Origin of the sequence: Maribacter arcticus, assembly GCF_900167935.1 — a bacterium.
In the GTDB taxonomy this organism is placed as follows: Bacteria; Bacteroidota; Bacteroidia; order Flavobacteriales; family Flavobacteriaceae; genus Maribacter; species Maribacter arcticus.
In genome coordinates this window covers 214,067-228,574 of the sequence record NZ_FUYL01000008.1, presented here as the reverse complement: position 1 = coordinate 228,574, position 14,508 = coordinate 214,067, and the positions used below count along the sequence as shown (strand labels likewise).

The following is a 14,508-nucleotide window of genomic DNA, read 5'->3' as shown; positions in this document are numbered from 1 at the left end:
AAAATTTAATTTGAGAAACAGATGGTTACTTCTAATTAGGAATATAACTCCTCATTATTAACATCATCTTTTTGTTTCTTAGGGGCCGTAAAAATATCCTTTAGAATAAAACTAGTTACTATCGTAAGCCCTGTTGTTAAAATTGGAATTGAATAGTCCCAACTTAATAAGTGCATAATACCACCAGAAATAATGGTGATTACGCCTATGACCATTACAAAGTTCCAAATTATTTCAGTTAGGCTATTTCTTGAATTACCCTCCTTGTCCATAAAGTAAGCAGTACCTTCCATAGTAAACCATGCTATAAATGTAAGCGCTGTACCGACTTGAAAAATTACTGTGTATGGAAAAGCTAGAATGGTTAATATACCGTTGGTTGTCCAAAATAGAACTAAAGCCATTTTTATAAGGTCTATCGTAAGTTTTTCTGTCTTCCTAAAAAAACGGATGGTGTATAATATGAGAATTGAAGTAAAAGAAATAAATACTATACCTGCTGAATATGGCCATTGAAGAACCTGCATTAGCATACCTATTAAAAGGGTGGCTAAGGCTGCCCGAATCGGATTTTTAAATGCTTTTTTAGATTTTTCCATGTCTCTATTTTTTTAATTAATTACTTTGATATTGGCTTTTAGACCCTCCATAATCCCAATGATATTATTTACGGTTTCGTTTAAGTAGTACCGTACTACAATATGAGGAATACGAATAGTGGTAAAGCCATTCTTAAAAGAATGCATAGCATCTTCTAAATTGTTAATAGCTTCATGTTCGGTCAGTTTATCATATTTAGAGTCAATTTCAATATTGAGTTTTACACGTGAAATGGCGATATCTATTGATTTCTTACCATCCCACCATTCTAACATCGAGTTTACACCAGCTTCTTTAAGCGCATAATAAAGCTGAATAGCTTCTAATGGGGTATCATTTTTCTTGATTAATTGCTCAATACGCGCATGATGTTTGTTGCAGAGTTCTACACCTGCACTTTCCATGGCATTTTTATGATCTAAATAACCGAGTTCTTTCTTACATTCTAAACAAATCATTAATAGGCTAAGTTTAAGGTTTGGGGAAATTAATAACCACGATTTTTTAAGATTAGTATGTAACCTCGATGAATGACGTCCAACTTTTAGACGAACTGCATTTTTTTAGATTAACGGCATTTTGAAATGTTAAAATTGTGGTGAAATTGATTCTATCGTTGGTGAGCCAATTCATATTTAGAGATTATATTTACAAGAATGATAATTTTAATCCATGTTTAAGAAATTAGGACCGGGTGTTCTCGTAGCTGCGGCGTTTATTGGTCCGGGAACAGTTACCGCATGTACTCTTGCAGGAGTAAATTTTGGGTTTAGTTTGCTGTGGGCCATGCTATTATCTATTATTGCTACCTATGTTCTTCAAGAAATGTCGGCAAGATTAGGTATCATAACTCAAAAAGGATTGGCCGATGTTATAAAACAAGAGTTAAGTAACCCTTGGATAAGAAATAGTGTAATCACTCTTATATTTTCTGCTATTATTATAGGAAATGCTTCATATGAAGCAGGTAATATTGGTGGTGCTACCTTAGGGATGGAGGCTCTTTTCGGACTGAGCTATAGTAAGTTATACCCAGTTATATTGGGACTAGCAGCTTTTTTACTTCTCTTTTTCGGGAATTACAAAGCCTTAGAAAAGGTTTTTATATTTCTTGTATTAATAATGAGCCTGTCTTTTGTAATGACAGCCGTATTGACACAGCCCAATCTTTGGGAATTAGTAAAGGGATTATTTGTTCCATCAATCCCTGAAGATGGTATTTTGACTATCATAGCTTTGGTAGGTACTACGGTGGTACCATATAATCTCTTTTTACATGCAGCTTTGGTGAGTGAGAAGTGGAAATCAGAAAAAGATTTAAAACTTGCCAAGAGAGATACTTTGGTGTCTATTATATTAGGTGGACTTGTATCTATAAGTATAATAATATCTGCGGCAGCTATAAAAAGTACAGAAGTTAATAATGTGTTAGATATGGCAAAAGCATTGGAGCCGCTTTATGGTTCTGCAGCCCTTTATTTTATGGGAATAGGTTTGTTGGCAGCAGGTATTACTTCTGCTATTACAGCTCCTTTGGCTGCTGCGTATGTAGCGAATAGTTGTTTTGGATGGAAGGCTGAATTTAAAGACGCCAAGTTTCGGGCTATATGGATACTGATTTTAGTCTTAGGCGTGGTTTTTCTATCCTTTGGTATAAAACCTATAGAAATTATAAAATTTGCCCAAATCACTAACGGATTGCTTTTACCCATTATCGCCATATTTTTACTATGGGTAGTTAATAGGGTAGGTGTTATGGGAAAATATAAAAACACCTTATTGCAAAATTGTATAGGATTGGCTATTATTCTCCTTTCGATATTATTGGGAGCTAAAAGTATTTTAACTGTGTTAGGATTATTTTAAATGGGAAATAAGATAATTGATATCAATTGTGATGTTGGTGAAGGTATCGGTAATGAGGCCGATTTGTTTCCAATGATAAGTTCTTGCAATATAGCTTGTGGCGGTCATGCTGGCGCTAAAGAATCGATAAGTCAATCTATAGAATTAGCGCTTAAATTTAATGTTAGGGTTGGGGCACATCCTTCATATCCTGATAGAGAAAATTTTGGTCGAGTTTCTATGAATATATCCGACGCTGATTTAATTGAGAGTATTAGAAATCAATTAAAACTGTTCATGACCGAGTGCAATGAAATGGGTGCAACTCTTCATCATATTAAACCTCATGGTGCACTTTATAATGATATTGCCAAAAATGAACATTTAGCGAATGTCTTTCTAAGTGCCATTTTACCATATAAGGATAATGTTATTTTATATGTTCCATATGGTAGTGTAATTGAATCATTAGCAAAAGCTAATGATTTCAATATTATGAAAGAAGCTTTCGCCGATAGAAACTACAATAACGATTTAAGTTTGGTTTCTAGAAAACAAGATCAGGCACTAATATCAAATGGTGAGGAGGTTTTAGAGCATTTGGTGCTTATGTATAAAGAAAATCAGGTACGAACTGTCACCGGAAAAAAAATTCCTATTCAGGCAGATACCTTTTGTATTCATGGCGATACCCCATCGGCTTTTCAAATTTTGACGTATATTACAAAGCATTTACCAGAACATAATCTACAAGCTAAACCGTGAATCCCCCTAAAATAAATATTAAGTCCTTCGGTGTACATTCCGTTCTTATTGAATGGCCCCATGAGGTAAGTGAACATATTTTAGAAACTATATTACGTTTTCAAACTTATATTAGGTTTAACATATTATCCGATAAGGATTGGGAAATGGTACCTTCATACAATTCTCTTCTGCTTATAAATAGAAAAAAGACTATTGATTTTGAAAAAATTTCAAAGGATATAAATGTCGGATATTCCCAGTTAAAAGAATCTGAAAAACCAGATCGGTATTTATGGAGATTACCGGTTTCATATGATTTAGAGTTTGGCTTAGACCTTGATGAGGTTGCTAAAAAACTTAATAAGACTATTCCTGAGATTATTGCAATGCACACTGGTACGACATATACTGTATACGGAATAGGTTTTTTGCCTGGTTTCATGTATTTAGGCGGTTTGTTGAAAGACTTAGAAGTACCACGAAAAGCAACACCAAGACTAAAGGTGGTTAAGGGTGCGGTTGGTATTGCAGGAAAACAAGCAGGTATTTACCCACAAGAATCACCTGGAGGATGGAATATTATCGGAAATTGTTCTGTTCCTATTTTTGATGCTTCAAAAGAAAATCCTTGTTTTGTTAATGTTGGTGATAAAATTGAGTTTTATCAAATATCTAGGGCAGAATATAATTTGCATAAGATAGAGGCCGAAGTTGGTATTTATAAACCTGAAAAAATTAAGTTAAATGCTTAAAATACTAAAAGCGGGTTTTTATACTACGGTTCAAGATTCAGGTAGGTTTCATTTCAGAAATAAGGGTGTTCCAGTTTCTGGGGTAATGGATGAAATGACCGTTTTTAAAGTAAATTCATTATTAGAAAATGAAGTTTCCGCTGCAGTTTTAGAGATTACGATGACCGGGCCAACACTTATGTTTGAAGAGGAAACCTATATGGCTCTAGGTGGGGCAGAGATGTCAGCAACCTTAAATAATTTACCGATTCAGAATTATAAAGTATACCAGATTGAAGTTGGAGATATTCTCTCATTCGGTCGATTAGATAAAGGATTTAGATCTTACTTAGGTGTTAGAGAAGGATTTACCTCAAAACAGATATTGGGTAGTAGGTCTTTTTACAAGCCTATTACCAAAGAGAATAGACTACGTGACAATGATGTTGTTCCGTTTATTGATAGCAAATTGTTTCAACCGAAAATTTCAGAAATTAAAGTTGACTCGTTTTTAGACGACAATAAATTAGAAGTAAGTAAAGGTCCTGAGTTTCATTTATTGAGCGATAGGCATTTAGAAGAGATTTTTTCCAAGTCATTTACTATAGCTCATGAGAACAATAGAATGGCATATCAAATTAAAGAGACTATTTCTTCGCATGAAATGTCAATGTTAACATCGGCAACATTGCCAGGTACTGTTCAACTTACTCCTGCTGGCAAATTAATTGTATTGATGAAAGATGGGCAAACTACAGGAGGTTACCCAAGAGTACTTCAGCTAACAGATAAAGCTATTTGTATTTTGGCACAAAAAAGAGGCGGAGATAAGGTTAATTTTAAGCTGGTTTAATATTTTCAATACTCTTAAACTATATAGTTATTGTATATAGTTCATAACTAATAATCCAATAGTTTAAGATTTCATTTTTAGGATACTTTTTTTGTAATTGTATTTTATGTACTATTGTGGTATGAAATTATCTTTTTTAAATATCAATGTGATCGTAGTCATTCCAGGTTAGGGATGATATAGCTTTTCGTTGTTTAGAAAAACCTGTATCAAATATATTTGATACAGGTTTTTTTATAGTTTAAAAATATTATCATATAGTTTTGAAGTATTGAATGTGGTATATAATGGTAGTCTAAATAACTGATAATCAGTTAATTAATTGAATTTTAGATGAAATGAATTTGTACTGTCAATTATTGTTAAAAATAGAAATTTTTATAAACTTTTATCTTTGATACTATAGCTCAAAGTAATCAAGATAAGCATACAAGAATTACATTATGGAATTGAACAAACACAGTAAGAATGTAACCCAAGACCCAACGCAACCGGCAGCTCAAGCAATGTTATATGCTATAGGCTTAACCGAAGATGATTTAAAAAAACCATTAATAGGAATTGGTAGTACAGGTTATGAGGGGAATCCTTGTAATATGCACCTGAATGATTTGGCACAAGAAGTTAAAACTGGTGTCAATGATAGTGGTTTGGTAGGCTTAGTGTTTAATACTATTGGGGTAAGTGACGGTATTTCTATGGGTACTTACGGAATGCGTTATTCTTTACCTTCTAGAGATATTATCGCAGATTCTATGGAAACTGTAGTTCAAGCAATGAACTATGATGGATTGGTTACTGTAGTTGGTTGTGATAAGAATATGCCGGGCGCTTTAATGGCTATGATTCGCTTAGACAGACCTTCTGTATTGGTATATGGTGGTACTATCGCTTCTGGATGCTATAAAGATAAAAAGCTAGATGTTGTTTCTGCTTTTGAAGCTTGGGGAGAGAAGGTAGCGGGTACAATGAATGAAGAAGATTATAAGGGTGTAATTCAAAATGCATGTCCTGGTGCTGGTGCTTGTGGGGGTATGTATACTGCAAATACGATGGCTTCTGCTATTGAAGCATTGGGTATGGCAATGCCTTACAATTCTTCAAATCCTGCAATTGGAAAACAAAAACAGAATGATGCAATTGAATCTGGTAAGGCTTTAAAAAACTTACTGGAGAAAGATATTAAGCCTAGTGATATTATTACGCGTAAATCATTTGAAAATGCGGTACGCTTATTAACATTGTTAGGTGGTTCAACTAATGCGGTATTACATTTCTTGGCTATTGCTAAGGCTGCTGATATAGAATTTACATTAGATGATTTTCAAAAAATTAGTGATACAACACCATTTTTGGCCGATTTAAAACCTAGTGGTAAATTTCTTATGGAAGATGTTCATCGCGTAGGTGGTATACCCGCAGTAATGAAATTTATGCTTGAAAACGGAATGTTACATGGTGATTGTTTAACAGTTACAGGAAAAACGATAGCTGAGAATTTAGCTGATGTACCTGGGTTATTAGAGCATCAACAAGTAATAAGACCTTTAAGTAATCCGATTAAGGCTACTGGCCATTTAAGAATTTTATACGGGAACTTGGCAACTGAAGGTTCAGTAGCTAAAATTACAGGTAAAGAAGGATTGTATTTCTCTGGACCAGCAAAAGTATATAATGACGAGTTTTTTGCAAATGCAGGTATTGGTAAAGGAGAAGTTAAAAAAGGTGATGTTGTGGTCATTCGTTATGAAGGACCCAAAGGTGGGCCTGGTATGCCAGAAATGTTGAAACCAACAGCCGCTATTATGGGTGCCGGACTCGGTAAGGATGTGGCTTTAATAACAGATGGGCGTTTTTCAGGTGGTACACACGGTTTTGTAGTTGGGCATGTTTCTCCAGAAGCTCAAGATGGTGGAACTATTGGATTGTTGAAAGATGGTGATATAATAACTATCGATGCTGAGAAAAATGAGATTTCTGTCAATCTTTCAGATGATGAAATATCGGCAAGACGAAAAGCTTGGATACAACCAGAGTTAAAAGTGAAAAGAGGTAGTTTATATAAATACGCTCGTACAGTATCATCGGCTTCACAAGGCTGTGTAACTGACGAATTTTAAAATATTAATTAAAATTCCCGTAAACTCTCCCTCAATTGAAGGGAGTCGGGTGGAGGCTTATGGAAACATTAAAAGAAAAGAAAACAAGTACAGATTCTAAGAAAGCTATACAGATTTCTGGAGCAGAGGCACTAATTCATTGTTTGTTGGCAGAAGGGGTCGAAACAATGTACGGTTACCCAGGTGGTGCAATTATGCCTGTGTATGATGAATTATATAAATTTCAAGATAAATTAACGCATATACTAACAAGGCATGAACAAGGTGCAACACACGCTGCTCAAGGGTACGCGCGTGTTTCAGGCAGGGTAGGTGTTGCTATTGCAACCTCCGGTCCTGGAGCAACAAATTTAGTGACAGGTCTTGCCGATGCGCAGATAGATTCTACTCCAATGGTTTGTATAACGGGGCAAGTAACTAGAGAGTTATTAGGTACCGATGCTTTTCAGGAAACTGATATTATTGGTATTTCAACTCCTGTGACAAAATGGAATTATCAAATTACCGAAGCTTCAGAGATTCCTGAGGTTATGGCGAAAGCATTTTATATAGCCAAGTCGGGAAGACCAGGTCCGGTTTTGATAGATATTACCAAGAACGCCCAAATTGAAAAATTTGAGTTCTCATATAAGAAATGTACAGGGGTACGTAGTTATAAGCCGGTTCCAAAACCAGAAATAAGTGCAATACAGGCTGCTGCCGATTTAATCAATAATGCTAAAAAACCATTTATCGTATGGGGTCAAGGAATTATACTTGGAAAGGCTGAAAAGGAGCTTAAACAATTGGTTGAGAAAGCTGGTATACCTGCTGCATGGACCATTATGGGTGCTTCTGCATTAGATACAGACCATCGCTTAAATGTTGGTATGGTAGGAATGCACGGTAATTACGGTCCAAATTTATTGACGAATGAATGTGATGTTTTGTTGGCTATAGGTATGCGATTTGATGATCGTGTAACCGGTAGATTGAAAGACTATGCAAAACAAGCAAAAGTAATTCACTTTGAAATTGACCCATCCGAAATAAATAAAAACGTGTTTGCAGATGTAGCGGTATTAGGGAACTCTAAAGAAACTTTAGGTTTACTACTACCATTAATTAAAGACAGCAAACACGAAGCATGGCACAATATATTTAAAGAGAAATATCAAATTGAATTTGATACGATTATAAAAAATGATATTCACCCTACCAAACCTGGTTTGACCATGGGAGAAGTAATTGAGGAGATTAATTTAGCTTCTAATAATAAGGCGGTTATTGTGACCGATGTAGGTCAACATCAAATGATTGCCTGTAGATATGCGAAATTTTCACAATCCAAAAGTAACATAACTTCTGGCGGATTGGGAACTATGGGTTTTGCATTACCTGCAGCTATTGGTGCTAAAATGGGCGCAATGGATAGGGAAGTTGTTGCTATTATTGGTGACGGTGGTTTTCAAATGACTATACAAGAATTGGGGGTGATTTTCCAGCATAAAATTCCTGTTAAGATTGTTGTTTTGAATAATGATCATTTGGGTATGGTACGTCAATGGCAAGAGCTCTTTTTTGAAAAGAGATACGCTTCTACAGTTATGGTAAATCCTGATTTTGTTAAAATAGCGGAAGGATATAGTATTGAAGCCAAAAGAATTTCTGAACGTAAAGATCTAAAAGCTACTATTCAAGAAATGATGGCTTCTAAAAATCCTTATTTCTTGGAAGTGAAAGTAGAGCAAGAGGGTAATGTATTTCCTATGATTCCTTCTGGTGCATCGGTTTCTGAAATTAGATTGCAGTAGAATAAATATAAAGTTGTAAAAATGAATGATTCAAACATACAAGATATTCCAACTATTCATAAGGAAATTGTGCGTAAATCTGAAGAAATAGGATTTACTATGCCATCAGATTTGTATGTTGGTAGCTTTCTAAAAACACTTATCGCTTCGAAACCTAACGGAAGGTTCCTGGAAATAGGAACTGGAATAGGTTTAAGTCTTTCTTGGATGATTGAAGGAATGGATAATAATTCTCATTTAACTTCAGTCGATAATGACAAGGAGTTGACGGACATTGCTGAAACTTATTTTGGGAATGATAATAGAATCGAATTGATTTGTAAGGATGGTACTCAATGGATAAAGGAATATGCTGGAGAAAAATTTGATTTAATTTTTGCAGATGCGTGGCCAGGAAAATATAGCGAGATTGATGAAATTTTAGACCTAGTAAAGGTTGGTGGGTTTTACATCATAGATGATATGACAAAGCAACCTAACTGGCCAGAGGGGCATGAAGATAATGTAATTCAATTAACAGCATACTTAGAGAAGCGTGTCGATTTTCAATTGACAAAAATGAAATGGTCAACTGGTTTGATCTTGGCAGTAAAGAAATAATAAAAATTAATTAAACGATCCCATAAAATTCTTTTGCATAAAAGAAAAGGAAAATGGCTTATGGAAAATAAATGGTTTACAATATCAGTATATTCAGAAAACAATGTTGGATTACTGAATAGGATTTCAGGAATATTTTTAAAGAGACATATTAATATAGAGAGTTTAAACGTCTCTAAGTCAGAGATAGACGATGTGTCTAAATTTACTATTGTAGTGAATACTACAGAAAAATGGGTACATAACATTGTAGGTCAAATTGAAAAGCAAATTGAAGTGATTAAAGCATTTTATCATACTGATGATGAAACAATTTATCAAGAATCAGCTTTATTCAAGATTGCATCTGGTCTCCTTTTCGATGAACGTCAAATTCAGAATATAATTAAAGATAATAATGCTCAAATTGTGACAGTTTCAAGAGATTTCTTTGTTATCGCTAAAAGCGGGAGAAGAAGTGAAGTTGATGAAATGTATGATCAATTAAAACCTTATGGTATCATGCAGTTTGTACGTTCTGGGCGAATTTCGGTCACTAAAGACGTCATGCAGATTTCGGCAATACTAAAAGAATTTTAAATAACGAATCAATTCAATAATTAATAAAGTAAATATAAAATGGCCAATTATTTTAATACACTATCATTAAGAGATAAATTAACGCAACTTGGAAAATGCCGCTTCATGGATTCATCTGAGTTTGCAGATGGTGTAAATGCTTTAAAGGGCAAAAAAATTGTAATCGTAGGTTGTGGTGCGCAAGGTTTGAACCAAGGTTTGAACATGAGAGATTCTGGTTTGGATATTGCTTATACCCTTAGAGATGCTGCGATAAAAGAAAAAAGACAATCTTTTATTAATGCTAATGAAAACGGTTTTACAGTAGGTACATACGAAGAATTGATCCCTAGTGCAGATGTGGTAATCAATTTAACACCAGACAAACAACATACTGCTGTAGTTGGTGCGGTTATGCCGTTAATGAAAAAGGGGGCAACCCTTTCTTATTCGCACGGTTTCAATATAGTAGAAGAAGGTACTCAAGTTCGTAAAGATTTGACAGTAATCATGGTAGCTCCAAAAAGTCCTGGTTCAGAAGTACGTGAAGAATATAAAAGAGGTTTTGGTGTACCAACATTAATTGCGGTACACCCAGAAAATGATCCAGAAGGAAAAGGATTAGAGCAAGCTAAAGCATATGCAGCTGGTACCGGTGGTCATAAAGCTGGTGTTTTGGAATCTTCATTTGTTGCAGAAGTAAAGTCAGATTTAATGGGTGAGCAAACCATACTTTGTGGTTTGTTACAAACAGGTTCTATTCTTTGCTTTGATAAAATGATTGAAAAAGGAATAGATGCTGGCTATGCGTCGAAATTGATTCAATACGGATGGGAAACCATCACTGAGGGTATGAAGTATGGTGGTATCACGCATATGATGGATCGTCTTTCAAATCCTGCTAAAATAAAAGCATTTGAATTATCAGAAGAATTAAAAGATATTATGCGTCCGTTGTTTCAAAAACATATGGATGATATTATGACCGGTCATTTTTCTAAAACAATGATGGAAGATTGGGCTAATGATGATAAAAATCTTTTAACATGGAGAGCCGCAACAGGAGAGACTGCTTTTGAGAAAACACCTGCAGGTAATCAAGATATTACTGAGCAAGAATTTTATGACAATGGAGTGTTAATGATTGCAATGGTAAGAGCTGGTGTTGAATTGGCTTTTGAAGCAATGACAGAATCAGGTATTATCGCTGAATCTGCATATTACGAATCACTTCACGAAACACCATTAATAGCTAATACAATCGCACGTAAGAAATTGTTCGAAATGAACCGTGTTATTTCTGATACAGCTGAATATGGTTGTTATCTTTTTGATCATGCCTGTAAGCCTCTTTTGACAGGTTTTATGAAAAATATTGACACAGATGTTATCGGTAAAAACTTCTCTGAAAATATGGATAATGACGTTGATAACGCAAAATTGATTGCCGTTAATAAAGCATTACGTGAACATCCGGTAGAGATTGTTGGTGCACGTTTACGTGAGTCAATGACTGCAATGAAACCTATAGTTTAGATTTTTTAAATCTTACGTAGTCATACTAATTGTCCGGTTGAGTACATTCGAAAAGTTACAGTCCATTCTTGAATTGTAGCATTAATCGAATTGTTCTTAGGCGGACAATTTAAGTTTCGAGGTGGTTATCGATTTATTTACGATAGAGTTTAGCAGAAATAGCAAATTATATGAAAGGAAAGAAGCCAACTTATTTTCCAAAATTAGATGATATAAGAAATGCAGCAAAGATTATTTCTGAAATTTCAGAAGTAACCCCTTTGACGGAAAGTATTAGGCTTTCAAAACAATTTGAATGTCAGGTTCGTTTAAAACGCGAAGATTTACAAAGGGTTCGTTCTTATAAAATTAGAGGAGCATATAATAAAATAAGTTCTCTTTCTAAAGAAGAAAGAGCTAAAGGAGTTATTTGTGCAAGTGCAGGCAATCATGCACAAGGTGTAGCATTCGCATGTTTTCATTTGAAGATAAAGGGTACCATCTATATGCCTTCGGTTACGCCAAAGCAAAAAGTTGAACAGACGAATTTATTCGGTGGTGATTGGGTAGAAATAGTACTAGAAGGTGATACATTCGACGATGCCTCACTAGCAGCTCGCAAGTATGGTCAGGAGACTGGAAAAATATTTGTTCATCCATTCGATGATCCAAAAATTATAGAAGGTCAGGCAACTGTTGGGCTTGAGTTAATAGAACAAACCAAGATGCCAATCGATTATCTTTTTGTTTGTATTGGTGGGGGTGGCTTGGCATCAGGTCTAATAAGTGTTTTCAGTGAACTATCTCCAAGTACCAAAATCATAGGCGTAGAACCCAAAGGTGCTCCTTCTATGAAAACCTCTATGGATATGGGTAAGGTCGTAGCACTCGAACATATCGATAAATTTATTGATGGAGCCGCCGTTAAAAAGGTGGGTGAGTTGACATTTCCTATTTGTAATTATTATTTAGATAAAATGATAACTATTGATGAGGGTAAGGTCTGCCAAACGATTCTTGACCTTTATAATAGAGATGCTATCGTTGTTGAGCCTGCAGGAGCTTTAACCATTGCGGCATTAGATGATTATAAAGATGAAATTAAAGGAAAAAATATAGTATGTATCATTGGTGGTAGTAATAATGATATTACTAGAACTGCAGAAATAAAAGAGAGAGCCTTATTGTATGGTAAGCTTAAACACTATTTCATTATTCGATTTCCCCAACGACCCGGTGCACTTAAAGAATTTGTCGTTGATATTTTAGGACCCAACGATGATATTACACATTTTGAATACTCAAAGAAATCGAGTCGCGAAAATGCTCCGGCAGTGGTAGGTATTGAACTTAAGTCTCCTGAAGATTTACAACCATTAATTGAACGTATGAAAACTAACAATTTTTATGGCGATTATATAAATGATAAACCTGATTTGTTTGAGTATTTGGTTTAAACTATATTTAATTATTACGATTAAATTTCTATAAATATTTAGAAATCAATAAATGATTCATCAATTAGATTTTATAATAGAAGAAAATAATGAGCGATATTAAAATACCAGAACAATATAAAATTACATCAACTATAGATCAACGGCATTATCTAGTTGATGGTGAATTAAAGGAGTGGAAAGGGGAAACAACAGAAGTTTATTCAACTATTTCTTCTACCAGTGATTATAAGCCAACGCTATTGGGTAGTATTCCTGATTTAAAAGAGGCGGAAGCGTTAGACGCTTTGAATGGGGCTTTAAAGGCATACAATCGTGGTCAAGGTATTTGGCCAACTATGCATGTAAAAGACCGTATTGAATGCATGGAAGTTTTCGTGGTAAAAATGAAGACTAAACGAGAGGAAGTTGTAAAATTATTAATGTGGGAGATTGGTAAGTCTTTGCCCGATTCTCAAAAAGAATTTGATCGTACAGTTGAATATATCGAAGATACTATTGAAGACTATAAACAGCTAGATCGTGATGCTGCAAAGTTTAAGAAGCACGACGGAGTTTATGCACATATTAAAAGAGGGCCATTAGGTGTTGTTTTATGTTTAGGACCTTATAATTATCCTTTGAACGAAACATTTGCACTTTTGATTCCTGCTATTATTATGGGTAATACTACCATATTTAAGCCAGCGAAACATGGTGTGCTATTAATTACACCTTTACTAGAAGCTTTTCAAACTAGTTTTCCAAAAGGTGTGGTCAATGTTATTTTTGGTAGAGGAAGAACAGTTGCTGCTCCTATTATGCAAACAGGAAAAGTTGATGTTCTTGCATTAATTGGTAATAGTAAATCTGCCAATGCCTTACAGGATCAACATCCAAAGAGTAATCGTTTACGTTTGGTTTTAGGTTTAGAAGCAAAAAACCCGGCGATTATTTTACCTGATGCAGATTTAGATTTGACAATTAATGAATGTTTGGCAGGCACCTTATCTTTTAACGGTCAACGTTGTACGGCGTTAAAAGTGGTGTATGTTCATGAAGATATTAGGTCGAAATTTAATGAAAGCTTCGCAAAAAAAGTCGATGAGTTGAAATTTGGTAACCCGTGGGATGATGGTGTTAAGTTAACTCCGTTACCTGAACCAGGAAAACCAGAATATATTCAAGAGCTTATTGATGATGCTCTTGCAAAAGGGGCGAAAATATTAAACAAAAAAGGTGGTAAACGATTCGATAATTTTATCTGGCCAGCTGTTTTGTATCCGGTGACTAAAGATATGAGGGTGTACCAAGAAGAACAATTCGGACCAATTATACCTATAGTACCTTTTACGGATATTGAAGAACCTTTAGATGATATGGCCGAAAGTAATTATGGTCAACAAGTAAGTTTATTTGGTAAAGATGTGTACGCACTTTCGCCATTAATCGACACCTTGGTTAATTTGGTTTGTCGTGTGAATTTGAACAGCTCTTGCCAAAGAGGTCCAGATGTATATCCGTTTACAGGACGAAAAGATTCTGCACAAGCTACCTTAAGTGTTCATGATGCATTACGCTCTTTCTCTATTCGAACTTTTGTTGCATTTAAAGACAATGAATTGAATACAGAAATTATTCAACATTTGTTAGAAGCAAAACTTTCAAACTTTGTAAGTACAGATTATATTTTATAATAATAGAGTCTAA

The 14,508-nt window shown here is 34.8% G+C and carries 13 protein-coding genes; 11 read left to right on the top strand and 2 right to left on the bottom strand.

All coding sequences use genetic code 11. The features are described from left to right. Nucleotides 1-35: 35 nt before the first annotated feature. Entirely contained in the window at nucleotides 36-599 is a 564-nt protein-coding gene (locus B5X55_RS13665; protein ID WP_079513191.1) for a hypothetical protein, read from the bottom strand. A 12-nt stretch (nucleotides 600-611) separates the two neighbouring features. Beyond that, the gene (locus B5X55_RS13660; RefSeq protein ID WP_079513190.1) at nucleotides 612-1,058 is read right to left on the bottom strand and encodes a hypothetical protein; all 447 of its coding nucleotides are present in this window, start codon (nucleotides 1,056-1,058) and stop codon (nucleotides 612-614) included. 214 nt (nucleotides 1,059-1,272) lie between these two features. Between B5X55_RS13660 and B5X55_RS13655 the strand changes: the two genes are divergently transcribed. From B5X55_RS13655 to B5X55_RS13605, 11 genes are all read left to right on the top strand, one after another. After that, entirely contained in the window at nucleotides 1,273-2,466 is a 1,194-nt protein-coding gene (locus tag B5X55_RS13655; RefSeq protein ID WP_079513189.1) for an Nramp family divalent metal transporter, read from the top strand. Next, complete coding sequence (pxpA, locus tag B5X55_RS13650) at nucleotides 2,467-3,210, top strand: 5-oxoprolinase subunit PxpA (RefSeq protein ID WP_079513188.1); 744 nt, start codon at nucleotides 2,467-2,469, stop codon at nucleotides 3,208-3,210. Further along, nucleotides 3,207-3,944: a 5-oxoprolinase subunit PxpB gene (gene pxpB / locus B5X55_RS13645; RefSeq protein WP_079513187.1), complete on the top strand. Its 738-nt coding sequence runs from the start codon at nucleotides 3,207-3,209 to the stop codon at nucleotides 3,942-3,944. Before pxpA ends, pxpB begins: the two co-directional genes overlap by 4 nt. After that, nucleotides 3,937-4,776, top strand: a complete 840-nt coding sequence (locus tag B5X55_RS13640; protein WP_079513186.1) for a 5-oxoprolinase subunit C family protein — start codon at nucleotides 3,937-3,939, stop codon at nucleotides 4,774-4,776. Before pxpB ends, B5X55_RS13640 begins: the two co-directional genes overlap by 8 nt. Nucleotides 4,777-5,219: 443 nt before the next feature. Next, nucleotides 5,220-6,896: a dihydroxy-acid dehydratase gene (gene ilvD / locus B5X55_RS13635; protein ID WP_079513185.1), complete on the top strand. Its 1,677-nt coding sequence runs from the start codon at nucleotides 5,220-5,222 to the stop codon at nucleotides 6,894-6,896. 59 nt (nucleotides 6,897-6,955) lie between these two features. Continuing rightward, nucleotides 6,956-8,689: a biosynthetic-type acetolactate synthase large subunit gene (gene ilvB, locus B5X55_RS13630; RefSeq protein ID WP_079513184.1), complete on the top strand. Its 1,734-nt coding sequence runs from the start codon at nucleotides 6,956-6,958 to the stop codon at nucleotides 8,687-8,689. A 21-nt stretch (nucleotides 8,690-8,710) separates the two neighbouring features. Further along, complete coding sequence (locus B5X55_RS13625; RefSeq protein WP_079513183.1) at nucleotides 8,711-9,289, top strand: O-methyltransferase; 579 nt, start codon at nucleotides 8,711-8,713, stop codon at nucleotides 9,287-9,289. A 60-nt stretch (nucleotides 9,290-9,349) separates the two neighbouring features. After that, nucleotides 9,350-9,868 (top strand): acetolactate synthase small subunit, encoded by a 519-nt coding sequence (gene ilvN, locus B5X55_RS13620; protein WP_079513182.1) that lies wholly within the window; start codon nucleotides 9,350-9,352, stop codon nucleotides 9,866-9,868. Nucleotides 9,869-9,907: 39 nt separating this feature from the next. Further along, nucleotides 9,908-11,383: a ketol-acid reductoisomerase gene (gene ilvC / locus B5X55_RS13615; RefSeq protein WP_079513181.1), complete on the top strand. Its 1,476-nt coding sequence runs from the start codon at nucleotides 9,908-9,910 to the stop codon at nucleotides 11,381-11,383. A gap of 170 nt (nucleotides 11,384-11,553) precedes the next feature. Beyond that, nucleotides 11,554-12,819 (top strand): threonine ammonia-lyase IlvA, encoded by a 1,266-nt coding sequence (ilvA, locus tag B5X55_RS13610; protein ID WP_079513180.1) that lies wholly within the window; start codon nucleotides 11,554-11,556, stop codon nucleotides 12,817-12,819. An 89-nt stretch (nucleotides 12,820-12,908) separates the two neighbouring features. Further along, nucleotides 12,909-14,495, top strand: coding sequence for an NADP-dependent glyceraldehyde-3-phosphate dehydrogenase (locus B5X55_RS13605; protein WP_079513179.1), 1,587 nt, complete (start codon nucleotides 12,909-12,911; stop codon nucleotides 14,493-14,495). Nucleotides 14,496-14,508 lie beyond the last annotated feature (13 nt).

What these genes read in the sequence shown, in the direction of transcription:
- B5X55_RS13665 (WP_079513191.1), bottom strand. Translation starts at nt 599, where the DNA reads ATGGAAAAATCTAAAAAAGCATTTAAAAATCCGATTCGGGCAGCCTTA.
- B5X55_RS13660 (WP_079513190.1), bottom strand. Translation starts at nt 1,058, where the DNA reads ATGATTTGTTTAGAATGTAAGAAAGAACTCGGTTATTTAGATCATAAA.
- B5X55_RS13655 (WP_079513189.1), top strand. Translation starts at nt 1,273, where the DNA reads ATGTTTAAGAAATTAGGACCGGGTGTTCTCGTAGCTGCGGCGTTTATT.
- pxpA (WP_079513188.1), top strand. Translation starts at nt 2,467, where the DNA reads ATGGGAAATAAGATAATTGATATCAATTGTGATGTTGGTGAAGGTATC.
- B5X55_RS13640 (WP_079513186.1), top strand. Translation starts at nt 3,937, where the DNA reads ATGCTTAAAATACTAAAAGCGGGTTTTTATACTACGGTTCAAGATTCA.
- ilvD (WP_079513185.1), top strand. Translation starts at nt 5,220, where the DNA reads ATGGAATTGAACAAACACAGTAAGAATGTAACCCAAGACCCAACGCAA.
- ilvB (WP_079513184.1), top strand. Translation starts at nt 6,956, where the DNA reads ATGGAAACATTAAAAGAAAAGAAAACAAGTACAGATTCTAAGAAAGCT.
- B5X55_RS13625 (WP_079513183.1), top strand. Translation starts at nt 8,711, where the DNA reads ATGAATGATTCAAACATACAAGATATTCCAACTATTCATAAGGAAATT.
- ilvN (WP_079513182.1), top strand. Translation starts at nt 9,350, where the DNA reads ATGGAAAATAAATGGTTTACAATATCAGTATATTCAGAAAACAATGTT.
- ilvC (WP_079513181.1), top strand. Translation starts at nt 9,908, where the DNA reads ATGGCCAATTATTTTAATACACTATCATTAAGAGATAAATTAACGCAA.
- ilvA (WP_079513180.1), top strand. Translation starts at nt 11,554, where the DNA reads ATGAAAGGAAAGAAGCCAACTTATTTTCCAAAATTAGATGATATAAGA.
- B5X55_RS13605 (WP_079513179.1), top strand. Translation starts at nt 12,909, where the DNA reads ATGAGCGATATTAAAATACCAGAACAATATAAAATTACATCAACTATA.